19 protein-coding genes are annotated in these 20,145 nt (G+C 65.0%); 8 read left to right on the forward strand and 11 right to left on the reverse strand.

Going from position 1 to position 20,145, the window contains the following annotated elements; all coding sequences use genetic code 11:
* Positions 1 to 3: 3 nt before the first annotated feature.
* Genes AC3EDY_RS08860 through AC3EDY_RS08870 form a run of 3 tightly spaced genes read right to left on the reverse strand, consistent with a single transcriptional unit; the run spans position 4 to position 3,621 of the window.
* The gene (locus AC3EDY_RS08860; protein ID WP_488572131.1) at positions 4 to 1,308 is read right to left on the reverse strand and encodes a dihydrolipoamide acetyltransferase family protein; all 1,305 of its coding nucleotides are present in this window, start codon (positions 1,306 to 1,308) and stop codon (positions 4 to 6) included.
* 4 nt (positions 1,309 to 1,312) lie between these two features.
* The gene (locus tag AC3EDY_RS08865; RefSeq protein ID WP_488572132.1) at positions 1,313 to 2,329 is read right to left on the reverse strand and encodes an alpha-ketoacid dehydrogenase subunit beta; all 1,017 of its coding nucleotides are present in this window, start codon (positions 2,327 to 2,329) and stop codon (positions 1,313 to 1,315) included.
* On the reverse strand, positions 2,326 to 3,621 hold the full coding sequence (locus AC3EDY_RS08870) for a thiamine pyrophosphate-dependent enzyme (RefSeq protein WP_488572133.1): 1,296 nt from the start codon (positions 3,619 to 3,621) through the stop codon (positions 2,326 to 2,328). Before AC3EDY_RS08870 ends, AC3EDY_RS08865 begins: the two co-directional genes overlap by 4 nt.
* 144 nt (positions 3,622 to 3,765) lie before the next feature.
* Between AC3EDY_RS08870 and AC3EDY_RS08875 the strand changes: the two genes are divergently transcribed.
* Positions 3,766 to 4,269, forward strand: a complete 504-nt coding sequence (locus AC3EDY_RS08875) for an Lrp/AsnC family transcriptional regulator (RefSeq protein ID WP_488572134.1) — start codon at positions 3,766 to 3,768, stop codon at positions 4,267 to 4,269.
* Complete coding sequence (locus AC3EDY_RS08880) at positions 4,266 to 4,859, forward strand: NTP transferase domain-containing protein (RefSeq protein ID WP_488572135.1); 594 nt, start codon at positions 4,266 to 4,268, stop codon at positions 4,857 to 4,859. The genes AC3EDY_RS08875 and AC3EDY_RS08880 overlap by 4 nt, the downstream gene beginning before the upstream one ends.
* A gap of 30 nt (positions 4,860 to 4,889) precedes the next feature.
* On the opposite strand, the gene AC3EDY_RS08885 is transcribed toward AC3EDY_RS08880, so the two are convergent.
* Positions 4,890 to 6,272 (reverse strand): aminotransferase, encoded by a 1,383-nt coding sequence (locus AC3EDY_RS08885; protein WP_488572136.1) that lies wholly within the window; start codon positions 6,270 to 6,272, stop codon positions 4,890 to 4,892.
* Positions 6,273 to 6,460: 188 nt separating this feature from the next.
* Between AC3EDY_RS08885 and AC3EDY_RS08890 the strand changes: the two genes are divergently transcribed.
* Positions 6,461 to 7,285, forward strand: coding sequence for a GntR family transcriptional regulator (locus AC3EDY_RS08890; RefSeq protein ID WP_488572137.1), 825 nt, complete (start codon positions 6,461 to 6,463; stop codon positions 7,283 to 7,285).
* Positions 7,285 to 7,623, forward strand: a complete 339-nt coding sequence (locus AC3EDY_RS08895) for a hypothetical protein (RefSeq protein ID WP_488572138.1) — start codon at positions 7,285 to 7,287, stop codon at positions 7,621 to 7,623. The genes AC3EDY_RS08890 and AC3EDY_RS08895 overlap by 1 nt, the downstream gene beginning before the upstream one ends.
* 57 nt (positions 7,624 to 7,680) lie before the next feature.
* Here AC3EDY_RS08895 and AC3EDY_RS08900 read toward each other — a convergent pair whose 3' ends face one another.
* A complete protein-coding gene (locus AC3EDY_RS08900) occupies positions 7,681 to 8,937 on the reverse strand; it encodes an aspartate kinase (protein WP_488572139.1) in 1,257 nt (418 codons plus the stop codon).
* A gap of 88 nt (positions 8,938 to 9,025) precedes the next feature.
* On the opposite strand from AC3EDY_RS08900, the gene ubiG reads away from it, so the two are divergent.
* Positions 9,026 to 9,766, forward strand: a complete 741-nt coding sequence (gene ubiG / locus AC3EDY_RS08905; protein WP_488572140.1) for a bifunctional 2-polyprenyl-6-hydroxyphenol methylase/3-demethylubiquinol 3-O-methyltransferase UbiG — start codon at positions 9,026 to 9,028, stop codon at positions 9,764 to 9,766.
* Here ubiG and AC3EDY_RS08910 read toward each other — a convergent pair.
* Positions 9,753 to 10,109, reverse strand: coding sequence for an arsenate reductase (locus AC3EDY_RS08910; protein ID WP_488572141.1), 357 nt, complete (start codon positions 10,107 to 10,109; stop codon positions 9,753 to 9,755). The two genes, ubiG and AC3EDY_RS08910, sit on opposite strands and share 14 nt — an antisense overlap.
* Positions 10,110 to 10,162: 53 nt before the next feature.
* Positions 10,163 to 10,786, reverse strand: coding sequence for a TetR/AcrR family transcriptional regulator (locus AC3EDY_RS08915; RefSeq protein ID WP_488572142.1), 624 nt, complete (start codon positions 10,784 to 10,786; stop codon positions 10,163 to 10,165).
* A 46-nt stretch (positions 10,787 to 10,832) separates the two neighbouring features.
* On the opposite strand from AC3EDY_RS08915, the gene AC3EDY_RS08920 reads away from it, so the two are divergent.
* Positions 10,833 to 11,750, forward strand: a complete 918-nt coding sequence (locus AC3EDY_RS08920) for an alpha/beta hydrolase (protein ID WP_488572143.1) — start codon at positions 10,833 to 10,835, stop codon at positions 11,748 to 11,750.
* Positions 11,751 to 11,871: 121 nt separating this feature from the next.
* Here AC3EDY_RS08920 and AC3EDY_RS08925 read toward each other — a convergent pair whose 3' ends face one another.
* The gene (locus tag AC3EDY_RS08925; RefSeq protein ID WP_488572144.1) at positions 11,872 to 12,183 is read right to left on the reverse strand and encodes an antibiotic biosynthesis monooxygenase family protein; all 312 of its coding nucleotides are present in this window, start codon (positions 12,181 to 12,183) and stop codon (positions 11,872 to 11,874) included.
* Between the two features lie 74 nt (positions 12,184 to 12,257).
* On the opposite strand from AC3EDY_RS08925, the gene aroC reads away from it, so the two are divergent.
* Together aroC and AC3EDY_RS08935 are read left to right on the forward strand one after the other, a co-directional pair.
* Positions 12,258 to 13,337, forward strand: coding sequence for a chorismate synthase (aroC, locus tag AC3EDY_RS08930; RefSeq protein ID WP_488572145.1), 1,080 nt, complete (start codon positions 12,258 to 12,260; stop codon positions 13,335 to 13,337).
* Positions 13,338 to 13,504: 167 nt separating this feature from the next.
* Positions 13,505 to 15,406, forward strand: coding sequence for an isoaspartyl peptidase/L-asparaginase (locus AC3EDY_RS08935; protein WP_488572146.1), 1,902 nt, complete (start codon positions 13,505 to 13,507; stop codon positions 15,404 to 15,406).
* 112 nt (positions 15,407 to 15,518) lie between these two features.
* Here the strand turns inward: AC3EDY_RS08935 and metH are convergent, their stop codons facing one another.
* From metH to metF, 3 genes are read right to left on the reverse strand one after another with little or no spacing between them, the layout of a single operon-like run.
* On the reverse strand, positions 15,519 to 18,140 hold the full coding sequence (metH, locus tag AC3EDY_RS08940; protein WP_488572147.1) for a methionine synthase: 2,622 nt from the start codon (positions 18,138 to 18,140) through the stop codon (positions 15,519 to 15,521).
* A complete protein-coding gene (locus AC3EDY_RS08945; RefSeq protein ID WP_488572148.1) occupies positions 18,140 to 19,204 on the reverse strand; it encodes a homocysteine S-methyltransferase family protein in 1,065 nt (354 codons plus the stop codon). Before AC3EDY_RS08945 ends, metH begins: the two co-directional genes overlap by 1 nt.
* Entirely contained in the window at positions 19,201 to 20,142 is a 942-nt protein-coding gene (gene metF, locus AC3EDY_RS08950) for a methylenetetrahydrofolate reductase [NAD(P)H] (protein WP_488572149.1), read from the reverse strand. Before metF ends, AC3EDY_RS08945 begins: the two co-directional genes overlap by 4 nt.
* Positions 20,143 to 20,145 lie beyond the last annotated feature (3 nt).

Here is a 20,145-nt window from a genome sequence, read left to right on the forward strand (position 1 = left end):
ACCTCATGCGAGAAGCAGCGCAGGGGTTTCGATCAGCTTCTTGAGGGCCTGGACGAAACTTGCCGCATCCCAGCCGTCGACGACGCGATGATCGCAACTGATCGAGATATTCATCAGCTTGCGCTTGACGATCCGTTCGCCGCCCATCCCGTCGGGCACGAACATCGGCCGCTCGATAATGCGGTTGGGGCCGATGATCGCCACTTCGGGCCGGTTGATCACCGGCGTCGTCGCGATGCCGCCAAGCGGCCCCAGCGAGGTGACGGTGATGGTCGAGCCGGAAAGTTCGTCCGCCCGCGCCGTTCCATTGCGCGCCGCATCGGCCAGGCGGGCGATCTCCTGTGCCAGAGCCCAGGGATTCCTGCTTTCGGCATTGCGGATCACCGGCACCATCAGGCCAGCCGGCGTCTGCGTGGCCATGCCCAGATGCACTGCGCCATGGCGGGTGACGACGCCTGCTTCGTCGTCGAAGCGCGCGTTGAGCATCGGATATTGCGGCAGCGTGCGGCAGATCGCGACGATCAGCAGCGGCAGCATGGTCAGCCGCGGCCGGTCTAGCCCGGCGGCGTTCAATTGGCCGCGCAGATCTTCAAGCGCGGTGACATCGCATTCCTCGACATAGGAAAAATGCGGGATCGCGCGCTTGGATGCGGCCATGTTTTCGGCAATGCGGCGGCGCAGGCCGATCACTTTCACCAGTTCATCCGGGCGCGCGGTGCCAACGGGGGCATAGCCACGGTTATAGGCCAGGAACTGGTCCAGATCGCCATGCCGCACGCGGCCATCCTGCGAAGGGCGGACCTGGGCCAGATCGATGCCCAGATCGCGCGCCCGCGCGCGTACCGCAGGGCTGGCCAATACGGCGGCACCTTGCGGCGTTGCGGCCGGCGCGGGGCGAGCGGCGGGCATCGTTGCCGGTGCCGCATCGGCCGCAGGCACACTGGCGGGACCCGGCGGCTCCACCGCGGCCGCGCCCGCTTCCACCGGCGCGGCGGCAACGGGGACGGTTTCCGCGGGCTTGGCCGCTGCCGCAGGGGCACCTGCCGCACCTGCGCCGTCGCTGGCACCTTCGATTTCGATTTCCACCAGGACCGAGCCGATCGGGATGCGATCGCCCACTTCGCCCGCGATCGACACAATGCGCCCCGCAACCGGGCTTTCCATCTCCACCGTGGCCTTGTCGGTCATCATGTCGGCCAGGGGGCCGTCTTCGGCAACGATGCTGCCGGGTTGCACATGCCAGGCCACGATCTCGGCCTCGGCGATGCCTTCGCCGATATCGGGCAGGCGGAATGTGTAAAGCGCCATGGGATCAATCCTTGCAAATGCGATCGAGGGCTTCGCCGATGCGTACGGCCCCCGGGAAATAAGCCCATTCCAGGCTGTGGGGATAAGGCGTGTCAAAGCCGGTCACGCGCTCGATCGGCGCTTCCAGATGGTGGAAGCAACGCTCCTGCACCAGGGCGGAAAGCTCTGCGCCAAAACCGCCGGTGCGGGTCGCCTCGTGCACGATCAAGCAGCGTCCGGTCTTCTGCACGGAAGCCTGGATCGTCTCGATGTCGAGCGGCACGAGCGTGCGCAGGTCGATCACTTCGGCATCGACGCCCTTGTCGAGGCACACCGCGTGCGCCACGTGCACCATCGTGCCATAGGCCAGCACGGTCACCGCCTCCCCATCGCGCACCACGCGCGCCTTGCCCAGCGGCACGGTATAATGGCCTTCGGGCACTTCGCTGTCGGGATGTTTGCTCCACGGCTCCACCGGCCGGTCATAGGCACCGGTGAACGGCCCGTTGTAGATGCGCTTGGGCTCGAAAAAGATCACCGGATCGTTGTCTTCGATCGCCGCGATCAACAGCCCCTTGGCGTCGTAGGGCGTGGAAGGGATCACGGTTTTCAGCCCGGCCACATGGGCAAACAGGGCTTCAGGGCTCTGACTGTGGGTCTGCCCGCCGAAAATGCCCCCGCCAAAAGGCGAACGCACCGTGAGCGGCGCAATGAATTCGCCGGCGGAGCGATAGCGCAGCCTGGCCGCTTCCGAAACCAACTGGTCGAGACCGGGATAGATATAATCGGCAAATTGGATTTCGGGCACGGGGCGAAGGCCATAGGCACCCATGCCCACGGCCACGCCGATGATCCCGTTCTCGCTGATCGGCGTGTCGAACACGCGGTTCTTGCCGTATTTCTTCTGCAAGCCGGCCGTGGCGCGGAACACCCCGCCGAAATACCCCACGTCCTCGCCCAGGATCACTACGCTGGGATCGCGTTCCATCATCACGTCGAGCGCGTCGTTGATCGCCTCGATCATCGTCAGGCGGCGGCTCATGGCATGTCCTCCCCATTTTCGGGTCGCCAGTCGGGCCACTTGATCCGGCGCTCGCGCATCGCCTGCTCGCTCTGTTCCCGAAGGTGCCAGGGCAAGGTTTCGAACACGTCTTCGAACATGGTGTGGAACGGATGATGCAGCCCGTGGCCCAGCACGCCGTTGGCTTCGGCCGCGCGCGTGGCGGCCTTTACCTCTTCGGCCAGGGCCTGGTCCATTGCCGCCTGGCGCGCTTCATCCCATTCCCCCAGCGCGATCAGATGATCCTTCAACCGTACGATCGGATCGCCCAGCGGCCAGGTGCTGCGCTCCATGGCGCTGCGGTACTGGGACGGATCGTCGGACGTCGAATGCCCCTCGGCACGATAGGTGAAATGTTCGATCAGCGTTGGCCCTGCATTGCTGCGCGCACGGTTCGCGGCCCAGCGCGTAGCCGCATAGACAGCCAGCGGATCGTTGCCGTCCACCCGCAGTCCCGCCACGCCATAGCCGATCGCGCGCGCCGCAAACGTCTGGCGCTCGCCCCCGGCAAAGCCCGAAAAGCTGGAGATCGCCCACTGATTGTTCACCACGTTCAGCACCACCGGAACGTTGTAGACCGTGGCGAAGGTCATCGCCGAATGGAAATCGCCTTCGGCAGTCGATCCTTCGCCCACCCAGGCCGCGGCGATGCGCGTGCCTGCGGAAATCGCGCTGGCCATTGCCCAACCCACCGCCTGCGGCAATTGCGTGGCAAGATTGCCCGAAATGGTGAAGAAACCATAGTCCCGCGCCGAATACATGACCGGCAACTGTCGCCCTTTAAGGCGGTCACCCTTGTTGGAATAGATCTGGTTGATCATCTCCACCAGCGGATAGCCGCGGGTAATCAGGATGCCCTGCTGACGATAAGTGGGAAAAGTCATGTCGTCGGCCGCCAGGGCCATCGCCGGCGCGACCGAGGTCGCCTCTTCGCCGGTGCTTTTCATGTAGAAGCTGGTCTTGCCCTGGCGCTGGCTGCGAAACATGCGTTCGTCGAACGCGCGCGTCAGCGCCATGTTGCGCAGCATGGTGCGCAATGTTTGGGGATCGAGCCGCGGGTTCCACGGGCCTTGCGCCTGGCCCTGGTCGTCCAGCACGCGGATCAGGTCGTTGCACAGCGGCCAGGTCTGCGCGGGGGAGCAGGTTTCGTCGGGGCGCGGCTGGGCACCGGCGGCGGGTAATTGCAGATGGCTCCAGTCCGGCTCTGCACCGGGGCGGGCTTTGGGCTCGGGCACGTGAAGTGCCAGGGGCTGCTGATTGGGCAAATCTGCCACGGGCTTTCGTCTCCCAAGCCGTCGATATGGACGGACAGTATAAACCCAAAAGGTTGGGAAGGGTTGCCAATTGCAACAGCAGGAAAACAGGTTTGCGGTAATTTGCACTATGAACGGCTTTCTTCATAGTGCATTTACACGCCCATGACGGAAACCGCCACGCCGCCCGAACTCGATTCATGGGATATTCGCATTCTGCAGTGCCTGACACGCGACGGGCGGATGTCGTGGCGGGATCTGGCCGAAGAAATCGGCCTGTCGCTCACCCCCACGATCCGCCGGGTCCGGCAACTGGAAGCAGCCGGGCTGATCACCGGCTATTTCGCCCGGCTGGACGAGCGCGCCCTGGCCGGCAAAATGAGCGTGTTCATCTCCGTGACTCTCGAACGCCAGCAGCGTGAGGCGATCGACGGGTTCGAAGCGCAGGTAAGCGAACTGCCCGAGATCATGAGCGGCTTCCTGATGTCCGGCGGATCGGACTTCCTGCTGCGCTGTGTGGTGCGCGATCTCGATCACTATCGCGAATTGCTCGAACGCCTTACGCAGATTCCCGGCGTTGCCCATGTGCAAAGCAGCTTTGCCCTGAAAACGTTCATCAACCGCCCCGCGCCCCTGATCAGCGAAAGCCGCGTGCGGCGCGCGCGATGAACGGTGCGCCGCAAAAGCCTCCGCGCATTGCGCTGGTAGTGCTCGCCAGCGGTCGGGGCACCCGGTTCGGCGGTGACAAGCTGGCTGCCTTGCTCGCGGGAAAACCGGTGATCGCGCATGTTGCCGCCAACACGGCCGCGCTTTCCCTTGCCCGGCGCATCGTGGTCGCCGCGCCCGGGGTGCCTGACATGCCCGGGTTCATCCGCATCGCGCTCGATCCGCCAGGCGCCCCGCTCTCGCGCTCGGTAGCGCAGGGCATCGCGGCGGTGCGACACGGGGCCGGCGCGGATGCGGCCTTGATTGCCCTTGCCGATATGCCCCTGGTGCCCGCAATGCATTTCGTCGCCCTGATCGAAGCGTTCGATGGTGATCGCCTGGCAAGCGCATGCGGCGGGCAGCCAATGCCCCCGGCACTGATCGGCGCGCGGCATTTTCCCGCGCTCATGGCCTTGACCGGCGATCGCGGCGCCGGGGCTTTGCTGCGCGGTGCGCCCATGCTGCCTCTCACGCCGGAGCAGGCACTCGACATCGATCGTCCCGATGATCTGGCGCGAGCCGCAGCGCTGCTGGCCGCACGCCGCCCCGCCTGAACGCCGGATCGCCTCCTCGTCCTGCGCCGGTCAGAGCAGTGCCAGTTCGCCTTGCGCCGCATCGAGCGCAGCGCGGATCGTATCGACCAGTTGATCGATTTCGGCATGGGTGATGATCAATGGCGGGCTCATTACGATGGCATCGCGCACCGCACGCACCATCAGCCCGCGCGCGATGCAGTGATCGCGGACGATCGGCGCGGCCTGGCCGCCTTTGCCATGCCGCCGGTTGGTGCCTTTTTCAGCCACGATCTCCACCGCGCCGATCAGGCCCAGCGACCGGGTTTCCCCCACCAGCGGATGCGGCGCCAGCCGTTCGGCCAGGGCAGCGGCCAGATAAGGCCCGGTGTCGCGCGCGGTGCGACCCACCAGATCCTCCCGCTCGAGAATGTCGAGATTGCGCAGCGCCACCGCCGCGCAGACGGGATGGCCCGAATAGGTATAGCCGTGGGCGAATTCCTCGCCCGAAGCGCGCAGTGTCGCGACGATGTCCCGGCTGACTGCCGTGGCTGAAATCGGCAGGTAGCCCGATGACAGCCCCTTGGCCATCGAGACGATATCGGGCGTGAAGCCGAAATGCTGAAACCCGAACCAGGCGCCCAGCCGGCCAAAGCCGCAGATCACTTCGTCGGCCACCAGCAGAATGCCATACTTGCGGCAGATCGCCTCGACCTGGCGCCAATAGCCGGGCGGCGGTATGACAACTCCGCCCGCACCCTGCACCGGCTCGCCGATGAAAGCAGCGACGTTTTCCGGCCCGACCGCGAGAATGCGTTCTTCGATCGCCGCCGCGGCGCGGGTGGCGAAACGGTCAGGGTCCTCGCCGAAGCCTTCGCCAAAAGCATAGGGCTGCATCACGTGTTCCACGCCTGGAATGGGCAGGCCGCCCTGAACGTGCATGAAATCCATGCCGCCCAGGCTGGCCGAAGCGACGGTGGAGCCGTGATAGGCGTTATGCCGGCTGATGAATGTCGTGCGTCGGGGCTGTCCTTTCAGAGCCCAGTAGGTGCGCACCAGGCGAAAGACGGTGTCATTGGATTCAGAGCCACTGTTGTTGAAGAAAACGTGCTGCAATTCGCCGCCAAGCAGGCCGGCAAGACGGGCGGCAAGTTCGATCGGCGGCGGCGTCGCCGTGCGGAAAAAGGTGTTGTAGAACGGCAGCTCAAGCATCTGCGCGCGCGCCACGTCGGCCAGCTCCTCCCGGCCATAGCCCACGTTCACGCACCACAGGCCGGCCATGCCGTCGAGCAGGCTGTGCCCGTCGCCATCGGTAATCGTGCATCCCCTGGCATGGGTGATGACCCGGCTGCCGCCCAGCTGCTGCTGCAGGGCATAGCTGGATTGCGCGGGAAGGTGATGAGCCAGATCGAGCTGGCGCAACGTGGCGATGTCGTGGTTGCGGACAAGAGTCATGCGGCAGTCCCGGCGAATTCTAAGATCACAGATATGGCTGCGCGTAACAGGCGTCAATGAAAACCCTTGGCGTTGGCGCGCAAAACGTTCATCACGGTTGCCAGCAGCACGGCTTGATCCAAGATCACGGTTTTGCCCTTTCACGCCATGTGCCCGCACGACGACAGGTTGATTTGGAAAAGACAGGCATGAAGATCGGCGTCACCACCGCCAAGGGCCAGATAAAGGCGGCGGCCGGCAAGGCTGCGACGGCCAAAGCTGCGACGGGCAAGGCTGCGACGGGCAAGGCTGTCACGGGCAAGGCATCGCCCGCGCGCACGGTTCGCGCTGCCAGGACGATGGCGGTCGCGGCCAAGGCGGACGAAGCGGAAGTCAGCTCGTCACTGCGCGAACAGGTCTATGAAGACCTGCGCTATCGCCTTATCACCGGCAAGATCGCGCCGGGCGTGGGCATTTCCACGCGCGGCCTGGCCCAGCAGATGGGCGTCAGCCAGATGCCGGTGCGCGACGCGCTCAGCCGCATTGCCGCCGAAGGCGCGGTCGACATCCGCTCGAAACGCGCGGTGATGGTGCCCAGGATGACGCTGGAGCGCTTTGACGAGATCATGCGCCTGCGCACCTTGCTCGAACCCGTGGCCGCCGTGGCCGCCCTGCCGCACATCCATGCCGAGCGCCTGCGCGAAATCCGCGCGGCGGACGAAGCGACCGACACCGCCCTGGGCGAAGGCGACGTCAACGCCTACATGGAATCGAACTTCCGCTTCCATTCGCTGATCTATGGCGCCGCCCCCATGCCGCTGGCCAACCGCATGATCGAAAGCCTGTGGATGCAGTTCGGCCCGTTCATGCGCGTGGTCTATGGCCGTTATGGCACTGCATTCCTGGTCGATCATCACCAGGCCGCGGCCAAGGCCATCGCCAAGGGTGACGAGCAGGGCCTGCACGATGCCATTGCCGGAGACATCAAGGACTGCGCCGACCTGATGCAGGACTGGGAACGGCTGAGCCTCTGATGGCCCGCAAGCATGCCAAGCGCGGCGGTTGGGCCGACGAGCCCGAGGCCGACGCGGAAGCGCCCCCGGCCGTCCCGTGCTGGCTATGCGGCAGGCCGACCGGCGCGGTGATCGTATGGCATCACCCCGTGCCCAAAAGCCGGGGCGGGCGTGACGTTGTGCCGATGCACGGCATCTGCCAGCAGACGCTGATCGCCAATTTCACCAATTCCGAATTGCAGCGGGCCGGGCTCGACGTTGCGCCGCTACTGGCCTATCCGCCGATCCGCAAGTTCGTGGACTGGGTGGCGAACAAGGACCCGGACTTCACTGCAACGGTCACCAGGAAAGGGCGCTGAACCCGCTCTGACGCCTTCCCTTGCCAACGACGGCGCCTGCCGGCCATCATGCGCCTTTTACTGCGCGTCCAACCCATAGGCAGTGTGGAGGATGCGCACGGCCAGCTCCACCTCGTCGGCATCGATCAGCACCGAAACCTTGATTTCGCTGGTGGAAATCGCCTGGATATTGATACCGCGATCGGCCAGCGCCTTGAACATCGTGCTGGCAACGCCGGCATGGCTGCGCATGCCCACGCCCACCACGGACACTTTGGCCACCTTGCTGTCGGCGATCATGCGATACCAGCCGATCTGGTCCTTGCAGTCTTCCAGCAAGGCCTGGGTGCGGGCCAGGTCTGCCTGCGGGCAGGTAAAAGTCACATCCGTCTCGCCCTTGTCCTTGGCGATGTTCTGGATGATCATGTCAACATTGATGTTGGCGTCGGCCAGCGGCGCAAAGATCGAAGCGACGGCACCGGGGCGATCGGCGATCCTGGTCAGCGTGACCTTGGCCTCGTTCTTGTCGGCGGCGATGCCGGTGATCAGCTGGCGTTCCATTTCATACCCTTCCAGTTCCTCGTCCGCGACGATCATCGTGCCCGGGATCGTGTCCGCCGCCGGGGCATCGTCGTCGATGAACGATGACAACACCTGCACCCGCACGTTCTCTTTCATCGCGAGCGAGACCGAGCGGGTTTGCAGGACCTTGGAGCCGACCGAGGCCAGCTCCAGCATTTCTTCGTAAGTCACGGCCTTGAGCTTGCGGGCCTTGGCCACGATGCGCGGATCGGTGGTATAGACGCCGTCCACGTCGGTATAGATGTCGCAGCGATCGGCCCCGATCGCCGCCGCCACCGCTACCGCCGAGGTATCCGAACCGCCCCGCCCCAGGGTGGTGACGCGGTTGCCTTCGGCCAGGCCCTGGAAGCCGGGAATGACGGCAATCTCGCCTGAGGCCATGCTCGCCAGCAGCTCGGCCGAATCGATGCTTTCGATGCGCGCCTTGGAAAAGGCATCGTCGGTGCGAACCGGCAGTTGCCAGCCCAGCCACGAGCGGGCCTTGCTGCCCAGCGCCTGAAGATGCATGGCCAAAAGGCCCGAAGTCACCTGTTCGCCGCTGGCCACCACCACGTCGTATTCGGCCGGATCGTAAAGCGCGCTGGCTTCGCGGCAGAAGTTAACCAGACGATCAGTCTCGCCCGCCATGGCCGAAACGACCACGGCCACTTCGTGCCCCGCCGCCTGCTGGCGCTGGACGATCCGCGCGACCCGACGGATTCGCTCGGTTCCGGCCATCGAGGTGCCGCCGAATTTCATCACGATCCGGGCCAACGCGTGTGCTCCTGTTCGCCTGCCGAAAGAAAGAATCTTGCCCGCATGCCCCATGGACCACGCGGATGCGGCGCTTTAGAAAGGTGGCATGAGCAATGCAACCACCTTGAACGCCGCGACGATCCGCCCCGGGGAAGCCGCCCATTTCGGGCGCCTGGCCGCCGACTGGTGGGACCCGAAAGGCCGTTCGGCCATGCTCCACCGGCTCAATCCGGTGCGCCTCACGTTCATCCGCGCCGCGATCGATGCCCATTTCGGCGCCGATCCGCGCGCGATCAGGCCGCTGGCGGGCCGCCGCGCGCTCGACGTGGGCTGCGGCGCCGGCCTTCTGGCCGAGCCGCTGTGCCGGATGGGGGCCAGCGTGACGGCGGTGGACGCAGCGGCCGAAAACGTCGCCGCAGCGCGTGATCATGCCGCCGGCGCGGGCCTGACGATCGATTATCGCCATGGCGAGCTGGCAGCGCTGGGCCTTGCCGGGTTCGATCTCGTCACCGCGCTCGAAGTGATCGAGCACGTGGCCGACAAGGCCGCATTCATTGCCGCCCTCGCCGCGACGCTGGACAAAGGCGGGCTGATGATCGTTTCCACCCCCAACCGCACCCCGGCCTCGCGCCTGCTGATGGTGGAAGCGGCCGAGCGGCTGGGCATGGTGCCACGCGGCACGCACCATTGGGCCGATTTCGTCATGCCGCTCGAACTGCACGATCTGCTCCAGGCGGCGGGCCTCACGATGGGCAACCCGCAGGGCATCGCCTGGCATCCTGCCAAAGGCCTGCACCTGTCCGACGATCTGGCGCTGAACTATATCGTCACTGTCACGCGGGCTTGAGCGACGCTTCCCAAGCGGCCTGCTTGAACCCCACGAGCAGGCCGCTTGGGTGCTCCACGATCGGCCGCCGGATCAGCGACGGCTGCGCCACCATCAACGCGACGGCCTTGTCGGCGGTCAGATTAGCCTTGTCCTCGTCGGGCAGCTTGCGGAACGTGGTGCCGGCCTTGTTCAGCACCATGTCCACCCCCGCCTGCGCCACCCAGCCCGCCACCTGCGCGGCATCGGCGCCCTGCTTCTTGTAATCATGAAACGTATGGGCCAGTCCTTGCCCATCGAGCCAGGCACGCGCCTTTTTCACGGTATCGCAGTTGGGAATGCCATAAAGTTTGATATAAGACATTGTAAAACCTTATTATGCCTTGGACATCCGCAATTGGAGGCGCCGAACCTGCCTCATGCGGAGATATAGTAGCTCAGCATCTTTTGCAGCTCCCGCGTCATATCATCTGGTCGTGCGGGCTTACCATGCTCGTCAACGAACCATCTGTGGGTCAGCGCATCAGCCGCATCGATCATCATCGTGGCTTTGAGTTCGGGGCGCTCCGCCTTCCCTTGCAGCACAGCAGCAAGCACCGCAATCGCCCGGGCGCGGATTTGAGCGATCCGGTCACGTTGCCGCTCTGAAAGGGGCACTTCTCCCGAAAGGACCCGGTGCAATCTAGGGCTGTCGCAATGAACGGCGACGAAGCCGTCGACCAACAGCCGGACGATTTCTTCAAGCGCAAGGCTTTCGGACGCGAGCCCGGCCAATCCTGCCAATCGCGCCTCACCATTCGAAAGGTGACGGTCTAGAATCACGTCAAGGATCGCCTGCTTGTTCCCGAAATACTCGTAGACCGATCCGATCGACACGCCCGCCACCCGCGCGATCGCGTTGGTGTTAAGGGCAGCCCATCCCCCGTCCGCTAAAATCCGAGTAGCGGCCTCAATGATGGTCTCGACGGTGTTTCGGGAACGCACCTGAATAGCCTGTCGCGGGACCTTCTTCCGGCTTCTGAAGTTGCATTCCGCCTTCATGCTAACCCGAGTTTCATAAACTCAGCAAATATTCAATAATTGCCTCATGCAGACCTTTTCCGAACTCGATTCCTGGAAGACCTACCGAGCCATCCTCGCCGAAGAATTCAGCATCCGATTGGAGACGACCCCGGCGGAGCGCCTCATGCAAATCCGTGGACACCGCCTGCGGACAGACGAATGGCCTGCCTCGGGGTCAACTCGCGGAACCGTCATTCTTGTGCATGGCGGCGGTGGCAACGGGCGAATCCTCGCCCCTTTCGCCGAACCGATTGCAAGGCAGGGATGGCGTGTCCTGGCCCCGGACCTTCCAGGGTTCGGCTTGACCGAACCCTCGCCAACCTTCGATTGGAACTATGCGGAGTGGCCGCGGGTCATTGCCGAACTTGCCAATGCACAGGACGCACCAGTCGTTCTCATGGGTCTCTCACTCGGCGGACTGACGGCGGTCTTTGCAGCCCAGCATAGCGACAACGTTGCCGGGGTCGTCGCGACAACCCTGCTCGACGCTTCAGTGGATCGGCACTTCGTAAAGGTCGCCCGTTGGCCCTGGCTTGGCCGCGTCAGCTTGTTGGGTATGGTGCTCGTGCCGGGTCTGGTGGACCGCATCAAGCTCCCGCTAAGCCTTGCAGCGCCGCTCGATACAATGAGTGCGAACCGGCATATGGCAGAATATTTTTCTGCCGATCCGCTCATAGGCACCAGTTGGAAGCCGATCCGGTTCTTCAGGACAGTGCGCGACTACGAGCCGCCGTCGCTCAGGCTTGATTGCCCATTGCTGCTTATCCATCCCGGTGCGGATGCTTGGACTCCGACTGCCATGAGCCTTGCCACCTTCGACCGGATTGACGCGAAGAAGCGATTTTTGGAGCTGAGTAACGGTTCCCACCTACCTATCGAGCAGCCGGCCTATAGCGAGCTGAATGAGCAGGTCGCCAGCTTTCTCGCCAGTGTCACTGCCTGACCGGAATCCACCCGATCCCAGCCATTCCCGATCTCGGCAAATCTCTCCGCAAGCGGTCATCCAATTGATTTCTGCGCCAACACCCTGCCAGATTTCTCGCAATCTGGGATACCCCCCCGGCTCAGGCCTCTTTTCGCATGAAATGATGGATGCGGCTCGGGGTGCCGGCAAAGAGGGTGTAACTTTCATAGTATTCCGCCCGACCGCGGCCCTGCACCTGGGCGTGATCGGCCTGGGCGCGCCAGGCGCGGGCGGCCGCTTCGCTGTCCCATTCCGAAAGGGCAATCACTTCGCCATCTTCGGCCGCATAGGATTTGAAGCTGCGGAAACCGGGCTGGCGGCGGGCCAGGTCCTCCATCGCCTGGGCATCGGCGGCATAGGCGGCGGCATCGATGCCGGGATGCTTGCGATTGCGAAAGACGACGAGATACATGGCGCCGCCATAAAGCCGCGCACCGCCATCGGCCAGTGGACATTTGCCCCGCCATGCGACAGAGCGCTTGGCCCATGAGCATCAATTCCTTCGGACATCTGTTCCGTTTCACCACCTGGGGGGAAAGCCACGGGCCGGCGCTGGGCGCGGTGGTCGATGGCTGCCCGCCGGGGCTGGCGATCGATGAAGGGGTGATCCAGCCCTATCTGGATGCGCGGCGGCCGGGCCAATCGCGCTTTACCACGCAGCGGCGGGAACCCGACCAGGTGAGGATCCTTTCGGGCGTGTTCGAGGGGCGCACCACCGGCACGCCGATCAGCCTGATGATCGAGAACACCGACCAGCGATCGAAGGACTATTCCGAGGTCGCCAAGGCCTATCGTCCCGGCCATGCCGACTATGCCTATGATGCCAAGTACGGCTTTCGCGACTATCGCGGCGGTGGGCGTTCTTCGGCCCGCGAAACCGCCGCGCGGGTGGCGGCGGGCGCGGTGGCGCGGCTGGTGATTCCCGAAGTGACGATTCTGGCCTGGGTCAGCGCGATCGGCGGCGATGCCATCGACAGGGCCCGTTTCGATGCCGCACAGATCGGGCAGAACCCGTTCTTCTGCCCCGACGCCCAGGCCGCGGCACGCTGGGAGAGCCTGGTGGACGAGGCGCGCAAGTCCGGCTCCTCGCTGGGCGCGGTGGTCGAATGCGTCGCCACGGGCGTGCCGGCCGGATGGGGCGCGCCGCTCTATGCCAAGCTGGACGCGGAACTGGCCCACGCGATGATGGGGATCAACGCGGTCAAGGGCGTGGAGATCGGCGACGGGTTTGCCGCCGCGGCCAACACCGGCGAAGGCAATGCCGATCCGATGCGCCCGCGCACCGATGGCGGCAATGACGGGCCTGTTTTCCTGACCAATCACGCCGGGGGCATTACCGGAGGCATTTCCACCGGCCAGCCGGTGACCGTGCGGGTCGCGTTCAAGCCGACCTCGTCCATCCTCACCCCCATGCCCACGGTAACCCGCACAGGCGAGGCGACGGACCTGCTGACGAAAGGCCGCCACGATCCTTGCGTGGGCATTCGCGGCGTGCCCGTGGTCGAGGCGATGATGGGGCTGGTGCTTGCCGACCAGAAACTGCTGCATCGCGGGCAGTGCGGCTGACGGGGTCCACCCGTCAGAGGAACCTGCGCCGCCGGACAGACAGCCATGGCGCGATGGCCCATTAGCGGCTAGCTTGGCCGAAAGAACGGACAACCAAGGCAGATAGAATGCATTTTTGGCGCAAGGGTTTGATCGCGGTCGCCGGCATGCTCGCAACGGCGGGTGGAATGGCTTGGGCAACGCCAGCGGGCTATACGCGCTATGTGGCAGGCAACCCGACGGCGCCGACACCCGGCAAGGTTTCCCCCGGCATGCTGCTGGCTGGCGGTGGCGAATGGGATAGCGAGGCCTTTCGCTGGTTCGCCGCGCAGGCCGGAAACGGCCATATCGTTGTCTTGCGTGCATCGGGTGCGGGGGAAACCGGCGACGAATTCATGCGTCGCATCGGCGGCCTCGTCTCGGTCGAAACCTTCGTGTTCGACGATCGCAAGGCGGCCAGCGATCCGGCGGTGCTCAAGGCCGTGGCCCAGGCCGACGGCATCTATATCGCCGGGGGCGATCAGGCCCGCTATGTCCGGTTCTGGCAGGGCACGCCGCTGTCCGCCGCGCTCGACAGGCACGTTGCCAGCGGCCGCCCGATCGGCGGCACCAGCGCCGGCCTCGCCATTCTGGGCGGCCATGCCTATGGCGCGCTGGATGCCGGCAGCATCACCTCGGGCGCCGCGCTGCGCGATCCGCTGGGCGCCGGCGTGACCATGGTGGATGATTTTCTGCATCTGCCGCGCATGGCCCACGTGATCACCGATACCCATTTCACCGGGCGAGACCGGCTGGGCCGGCTGATCGCTTTCGTTGCCAAGACCAGAGCCTCCACCGCCGACACCGCAGCCCTTGGCCTGGGCGTTGACGAAGGGGCCGCGCTGATCGTCGACGGACACGGCGTTGCGCGACTGAAAGGTCCGGCCGGCACTTATGCCTGGCTGGTGCAGCCCCAGGGGCAGCCGGGCGCCCGACCGGGCCAGCCGCTGGACTGGCCCGCCGTTCAAATCACCGCCATAGGCCCGGCCAGCACGCTGGATCTGACCACGTTCGCCGTGTCTGCCCCGGCATTTGCCGGCACGGCCACGGTCAAGGCCGGCAGGCTGGCCAACGTGCCTTATTCGGCGGGTGCCGGCTGGTCCCTCGCGATTCACGGGGGCGCCGGCGCCGCGCCGCGGGGGGAAACCACCCCGGCCGAGGACGCGGCTTATCGTGCCGGGCTCAAAGCCGCGCTGGCGGCGGGTTCGGCCGTGTTGCGCGCCGGCGGATCGAGCCTTGACGCGGTGGAAGCAGCCGTGCGCGTGCTGGAAGACGATCCCCAGTTCAATGCCGGGCGTGGCGCCGTGTTCGACGCGGAGGGTAAGAACCAGCTCGATGCGGCGATCATGGACGGCAGCACCGGGGAAGCGGGCGCCGTGGCGGCGCTGACCACCACCCGGAATCCGGTCCGCGTGGCCCGCGCCGTGATGGAGCATTCACGCCACGTGCTGCTGGCCGGCGCCGGGGCGGACCAGTTTGCCCGGGAACAAGGCATCGAACAGGTCGATCCCGCCTATTTCTTCACGCAGAAGCGCTGGCAGGATTATCTCGATTGGAAGAAGGAGCACGTCGGCGCGCTGTCACCGCGCGTGCTCGACGCGACGCCCCGGCCCGAACACCGCTATGGCACGGTGGGCGCGGTCGCACGCGACGTGCACGGGCACCTGGCCGCCGCCACGTCAACCGGCGGGCTGACCGGCAAGCGCTGGGGCCGGATCGGCGATTCGCCGATCATCGGCGCCGGCACCTATGCCATCGATGGCGATTGCGCGGTTTCGGCCACCGGCACCGGCGAATATTTCATCCGCCAATCGGCCGGCCGCCAGGTCTGCGACCGCATTGCCTGGCACGGCGAGAACGTGGCCGACGCAGCGCAGAACACGATCGACGCCATCGGCGAGATCGGTGGGGACGGCGGGTTGATCGCCATGGACCGCGAGGGCCATGTCGGCTTTGCCCTCAACACCGCGGGCATGTTCCGCGGTTCGATCAGCAGCAAGCAGCCGCCCGAAGTGGCGATCTATGCCGACGAGCAGCCGGTCCATCCTTGATGGTGTCGCTTCCGGAATTTGGCGCAATAACAAATCCGTCACTCCCTTCGCCACCCGGGGCTGACCCGGGGTGGCGGCAGGGATGCGGACGAAGAACCTCCCGAAACCGATCTCAATCCAGATTGGGGCGCAGCCAGCGTTCGGCGGCAGCGACGTCGATCCCGCGCCGCATGGCATAATCGACCAACTGGTCGCGCCCGATCGTGGCGACACCGAAGTACTGGCTGTCGGGGTGGGCGAAGTAAAAGCCCGATACGGCCGCGGTGGGCAGCATGGCCTGGCTTTCGGTCAGTGTGATCCCGGCGTTGCCCGGGGCATCCAGCAGATCGAACAGGATCGGCTTGAGGCTGTGGTCCGGGCAGGCGGGATAGCCCGGCGCCGGGCGAATGCCGCGATATTCCTCGCGGATCAGCGCTTCGTTGGTCAACTGTTCGCCAGGAGCATAGCCCCACAACGTGGTGCGCACGTGTTGATGCAGCCGTTCGGCGAAAGCTTCGGCAAAACGGTCGGCGAGCGCTTTGAGCAGAATGTCGGCATAATCGTCGTGGCCGGCCTTGAAGCGGGCCAGATGCGGCTCGATGCCATGGATCGCCACGGCAAAGCCGCCCAGCCAATCGCCTGCCGGATCAATGAAATCGGCCAGGCAGAAGTTGGCGCGGCCCCGGCTCTTGGCGAATTGCTGGCGCAGGAACGGCAGGCGGACCATGCGCGCGCCATCGCCGGGATGCAGCACCACGTCGTCGCCATGGCGCGCGACCGGCCAGAAGCTGCAGACGCCCCTGGCCGTCAGCCACTTTTCGGCAACGATTTTCTCCAGCATCGCCTGGGCATCGGCAAAAAGCCCGCGCGCACTTTCGCCAACCACGGCATCATCGAGAATAGCTGGATAGGTGCCGGCCAGTTCCCAGGCGCGGAAGAACGGTGTCCAGTCGAAACACGATACCAGATCGGCCAGGTCCCAATGCGGGAATACATGCAACCCCGGCTGCGCCGGCGGTGCCGGCTTGTGCGCGAATTCCGCCACGAAGGCGTTGGCGCGGGCCTCTTCGATCGACAGCAGCTTTGACCCGCCTTTGCCCGCGCGCGCTTCGCGGATGTGCTGGTATTCGTCCGCCGTGGCGGCGATGAAGCCTTCGGCCTGGGTATCGGACAAGAGCTGGCTAGCGACGCCCACCGCGCGGCTGGCGTCAAGCACATGCACGACCGGCCCGTCATAGGCAGGATCGATGCGCAGCGCGGTGTGCACCTTGCTGGTGGTAGCCCCCCCGATCAGCAGCGGAATGGCCATTTCCGCGCGCTGCATCTCCTCGGCCACCGTCACCATCTCGTCAAGCGAAGGCGTGATCAGGCCGGAAAGACCGATCATGTCGGCCCCTTCCTTTTGCGCGACATCGAGAATCGTGGCCCAGGGCACCATGACGCCCAGGTCGATCACTTCATAGCCGTTGCATTGCAGCACGACGCCGACGATATTCTTGCCGATATCATGGACGTCGCCCTTGACCGTAGCCATCACGATACGGCCCTTGGCCTTGGCGCCCGCGTCCTTGCCCGCCTCGATAAAGGGAATGAGATGGGCCACGGCCTTTTTCATCACCCGCGCCGATTTGACCACCTGCGGCAGGAACATCTTGCCCGAGCCGAAAAGGTCGCCCACCGTGTTCATGCCCTGCATCAGCGGGCCTTCGATCACTTCGATCGGGCGCCCCCCGCGTGCCGCGATCATCGCGCGGGCTTCCTCCGTATCGTCGACGATGTGCTGATCGAGGCCTTTGACGAGCGCATGTTCAAGGCGGCGCACGACGTCCCACCCGCGCCATTCCTCCGCCGCCTTTTCGGCCGCTTTATCCTTGCCTTTGAAGCTTTCGGCCAGCCCGATGAGGCGTTCGGTCGCGTCGGGATGGCGCATCAGCAGCACATCCTCGCACGCTTCGCGCAAGACCGGGTCGATCTGGTCGTAGATGTCGAGTTGGCCGGCGTTGACGATGGCCATGTCCATCCCGGCGGGAATCGCGTGATAGAGGAACACCGAATGCATCGCCCGGCGAACGATCTCGTTGCCGCGGAAACTGAATGACAGGTTGGACAGGCCGCCCGAGATATGCACGTGCGGGCAGCGCGCCTTGATTTCGCGCGTCGCCTCGATGAAATCGAGTGCGTAGCGATCATGTTCTTCGATGCCCGTGGCAACGGCAAAGACGTTGGGATCGAAAATGACGTCTTCCGGCGGAAAGCCGATGCCCATCAGGAGATCATAGGCCCGGCAGCAGATATCCACCTTGCGATCGCGGGTATCGGCCTGGCCCTTTTCGTCGAACGCCATGACCACCACGGCGGCGCCATAATCCATGCACAGGCGCGCATAGTGCAGAAAAGCGTCCTCGCCTTCTTTCATCGAGATCGAATTGACGATCGGCTTGCCCGAAACGCACTTGAGGCCGGCCTCGATCACGTCCCACTTGGAACTGTCGATCATCACCGGCACGCGGGCGATGTCGGGCTCGGCGGCGATCAGCTTGAGATAGGTGGTCATGGCCTCGACCGCGTCGAGCAGGCCTTCGTCCATGTTGACGTCGATCACCTGAGCGCCGTTTTCCACCTGCTGGCGGGCCACTTCCACCGCTTTGGCATAATCGCCCGCCAGGATCAGCTTCTTGAACGCGGCCGAGCCGGTGACGTTGGTGCGCTCGCCCACGTTGACGAAGCGGGCGCCGGAATTGCTGGTGTCAGTCATTACCTTGTCATCACAAAAGGTTCGAGCCCGGCAAGGCGGGTAAGCGGATCGGGCCGTGCTATCCGGCGCGGTGGCAGACCCGCCACCTTGCGCGCCATTGCCGCGATATGCGCCGGGGTGGAGCCGCAGCAGCCACCGAGAACGTTGACCTGGCCGGCAACGGCCCATTCGCCCACCAGAGCGGCGGTGGTATCGGGTTCTTCGTCATACTGGCCCAACTCGTTGGGCAGGCCCGCATTGGGATAGACCATGATCAGCGTATCGGCGATTTCGGCCAGCGCCTTGACATGAGGGCGCAACTGGGTGGCGCCGAACGAGCAGTTGAGCCCCACCGTCACCGGCCGGGCATGGCGGACGGCATACCAGAATGCTTCCACCGTATGACCGGAAAGATTGCGGCCGGAAAGATCGGTCAGAGTCATCGACAGCATGATCGGCACTTCGCGGCCCAGCTGCCGTTCCAGCTGCTTGACCGCCATGATCGCGGCCTTGCAATTGAGAGTGTCGAACACCGTTTCCACGAGGATGAAATCGGCGCCGCCTTCGACCAGGGCCTCGGCCTGCTCGCGATAGACATCGACCAGGAAATCCCAGTCAATCTCCCGATAGCCGGGATCGTTGACATCGGGTGACAGCGACAGGGTCTTGTTGGTGGGGCCGATGGCGCCTGCGACGAACCGGGGGCGCCCGTCGGCGGCGGCGAACTCATCGGCCACGCGGCGGGCGAGGCGCGCGGACTCGAGGTTGATCGCGTGTACCAGGTGCTCTGCACCGTAATCGGCCTGGCTGATGCGATTGGCCGAAAAGGTATTGGTTTCCGCAATGTCGGCGCCGGCCGCGAAGTAAGCGCGGTGAATCGCCTCGGGTACGTCGGGCCGGGTCAGCGCGAGAATGTCGTTGTTGCCCTTTTGATCGTGAGTCAGGCCAAGGCTGCCGGCATAGTCGCTTTCCGTCAGCTTGCGGTTCTGGATTTCCGTGCCGAATGCGCCATCGGTGACGAGAATGCGCTGCCGGGCGGCCTCGAGCAGCGCGATGCGTGCGACACTGGGGGCCGGCACGGTCATGCCGCGTTCTCCAGCCCGGCCGCGCCTTGCGGGCGGCGGCCCAGCAAGTGGCAGATCGCATAGCTCAGCTCTGCACGGTTGAGCGTATAGAAATGGAAATCGCGCACCCCCCCGGCATAGAGGCGGCGGCAGAACTCGGCTGCCACCGTCGCCGCCACCAGCTGGCGCGAGGCCGGATGCGTGTCCAGCCCGGCGAACAGGCTTTCCAGCCAGCCCGGCAGGGCCGCGCCACAAGCCTGGGCAAACTTGCGCGTCTGGGCAAAGTTCGAAACCGGCAGGATGCCCGGCAGCACGGGCGCATCGATCCCGGCGGCGGCCAGCCTGTCCTGGAAACGGAAGAACGTTTCGGGTTCGAAAAAGAACTGCGTGATCGCGCGCGATGCGCCTGCGTCAAGCTTGCGCTTGAGATTGTCGATATCGGCCTGGCTATCGGGCGAATCCGGATGAGATTCGGGATAGGCGGCCACGGAAATATCGAACGGGGCAATTGCCTTGAGCCCGGCAACCAGTTCGGCAGCATTGGCATAGCCATCGGGATGCGGGGTAAAGGGAACGCCGGGCGCGCCCATGTCGCCGCGCAAAGCCACGATGTGGCGCACGCCCGCTTCCCAATAAGCCTCGGCCACGGCCTGGATTTCCCGCTTGGCGGCATCGACGCAGGTGAGATGCGCGGCAGCCGGCAGGCGTGCTTCGCGGATGATGCGAGCCACCGTATCGTGCGTGCGATCGCGCGTGGAGCCGCCCGCGCCATAAGTGACCGAAACGAATTCGGGCTGCAGCGGTGCCAGCGTCTGCACCACGTCCCACAGCTGCGCCATCAAGGTTTCGGTCTTGGGCGGGAAGAATTCGAAGCTTACCCGGATGTCCCCGGGCAGGCCGGCGAAAAGCGGGGTATCGAGTGCCGTGCGCGCCTCGCGCAGCTGGTCATAGCCGGTCATGGT

Source organism: Novosphingobium sp. DS6-6 (assembly GCF_057784975.1).